Here is a 2,262-nt window from a genome sequence, read left to right as displayed (position 1 = left end):
TTGCACGGCGACCTGGTGTGGGCCTTGCAAAATGATTGCCCCCTTGATTGACCAATTGGCCGATGACTATAGCGATCGCGCCAAGGTGCTGAAGCTAGACCTAGATGCCAACAAAGAAGTGGCCAAGCGCTATGGCATTCGCAGCATTCCTGCCGTGATGTTTTTCCAACAGGGCGAGGTGGCAGAAACGATTGTTGGCGCGAAAAAGTATGACGATTATGCTGCTGCTCTAGATAAGTATCTGAGTTGATTGACATTGCCGCTCTCTAGCCTAGTTCAACAGAGAGCGATCGCCCATAGCTTGCCGGATTGGTTCTATCCATCCGGCATTTTTTTGTCCCGCCTCTATTCACCCAGTAGTCGGTGAACCTAGATCATCATGCATCCGCTGATCAATGATGGATTCAACTAATAGGAAAAAGCCACAAAAACAACATATAAGTTGTAAAAAACAAGGCGGTCTTCGAGACACTTAGTAGTCTTAAATCATCCTAATCATAACGTTTGAAGTCTTGTTTGAGATGCGGTAGTTTACGATGCAGCCTTAGGTTTATGATAGAAACTTTTCCTGGCCATATTGGCTTAAAAGCATGAAAATCAGGGACGTTAAGCCTGAAAACACTAGTCGATTGCAAGAGTCATCATTGGGTTTATCTATGAGAGATTAAATGATAGTTGAACGAAATCTATACAAACATTTACTGAAGTGAGTCCAATCCTATAGAAACATTTTTTAATTCTATAAAAATGATTCGAGATGCGATCGCCATTGATATAGTGATGGGGTGAACGGAACTGTTCGCGATCGCCTTCTCACGGGCTGAGGTGCGCATCCAATCACCTTGGCTGCCTTTGCGATGATCGATGACCTGCGATCGCTGACGCCGTTTTTCTGTGGGTAAAACTGTCCCTGCTTCTCGACCCTTGACGCCCTGCTAGGCTCAATGGCCAAGAACCGGGCCCACCTGCCGCCACGAGAGGAGACCACTATGCCGTCTACGTCGGTTCAATCTGTGCCAGATGCAAAACCTGTTCAGGGAACGTCCAAATCTCCTAAGGCTGAAGGCGATCGCCGCTTCAAGAAAATCGACATCACCATGAAGCGCAACCAATATCGATCAGATGCGCTGATTGAGGTGCTGCACGTTGCCCAGGAAGCCTTTGGATACCTCGAAGAAGATACCTTAACCTACATTGCCCGTGGGCTAAAACTACCCCTCAGCCGCGTCTACGGCGTGGCAACGTTTTACCATCTCTTTTCCCTGAAGCCCAATGGGGCTCACACCTGCGTCGTTTGCATGGGTACCGCCTGCTATGTGAAGGGTGGTGGCAAGGTGGTGGAGGCCTTGGAGAAGGAGCTGGGCATTGAAGTGGGATCGACCACCGAGGATGACCAAGTATCGCTGATGGCGGCTCGTTGCTTAGGAGCCTGTGGTATTGCCCCGGCGGTGGTGTTTGATGGCAGCATTGCCGGCAAGGTAGAACCTGAGGCAGCGATCGCCAAAATCCGGGCTTGGCAGTCGAGTTAAACACCGACTCAGTACCGACTTCAGTACCGATTCCCCGATCGCGAGATTTAGATGAACGGCTGACCCTTCGATGCGGTTCATCCCTAGATAAGAGGAGATAGTATGGACTGGGCAGAACTCTTAGAGATTGCAGAGACTGAAAAGCAGCGACAGCGAAGTGTTCGAGTGCATTGCTGCACCTCCACTGGCTGCCGGGCGGCTAATTCGCTGGACGTGATGCGCAATATGCAAAACGCGGTGGAGGACGCCAATCTGGGCGATCGCGTTGAGGTGGTGGGCGTTGGCTGTATGGGCTTTTGCGGCCGTGGCCCCTTGGTGCAGGTGGATCCGGAGGAGCTGCTCTATGAAGAGGTGACACCGGAAACCGCCAGCAGCATTATTGACGCGCTGCACGGCGGTGAGGCGACGCCGATCCAAGGAGATGTTCACCATCCCTTCTTTTCGCGCCAGATGAAAATTGTTCGGCAGCACAGCGGCAAGCTGGATCCGGAGCGAATTGAGGACTACATTGCAGCGGGGGGCTATCAAGGGCTCTATAAGGCGCTCTATGAACTTACCCCAGCGGACGTCGTAGACGAAATTACCCGCAGCGGTCTTCGGGGCCGGGGCGGCGGCGGCTATCCCACGGGTCTCAAATGGGCGACGGTGGGCAAAATGCCCGGCGATCAAAAGTATGTGATCTGCAATGGTGATGAGGGCGATCCGGGGGCCTTCATGGATCGCAGTGTGCTGG

At 52.1% G+C, this 2,262-nt stretch carries 3 protein-coding genes; all 3 read left to right on the top strand.

Translation table 11 applies throughout. The features are described from left to right. The coding region (locus V6D20_15730; protein ID HEY9817231.1) for a thioredoxin domain-containing protein at window positions 1-250 on the top strand (250 nt) is incomplete at its 5' end. A 739-nt stretch (window positions 251-989) separates the two neighbouring features. Next, window positions 990-1,529 carry a bidirectional hydrogenase complex protein HoxE gene (hoxE, locus tag V6D20_15725; GenBank protein ID HEY9817230.1) on the top strand — a complete coding sequence of 180 codons (540 nt, stop codon included), beginning with the start codon at window positions 990-992 and terminating at the stop codon, window positions 1,527-1,529. Window positions 1,530-1,631: 102 nt separating this feature from the next. Continuing rightward, on the top strand, window positions 1,632-2,262 hold a 631-nt coding region (locus V6D20_15720; GenBank protein HEY9817229.1), incomplete at its 3' end, for an NAD(P)H-dependent oxidoreductase subunit E.

Source organism: Candidatus Obscuribacterales bacterium (assembly GCA_036703605.1).
Taxonomy (GTDB): Bacteria; Cyanobacteriota; Cyanobacteriia; order RECH01; family RECH01; genus RECH01.
Note: the sequence above shows the minus strand (reverse complement) of the source record. Positions and strands in the feature narration are given on the sequence as shown.

Excerpts from the sequence above, each read along its gene's own strand:
- hoxE (HEY9817230.1), top strand. The coding sequence starts at position 990 with ATGCCGTCTACGTCGGTTCAATCTGTGCCAGATGCAAAACCTGTTCAG.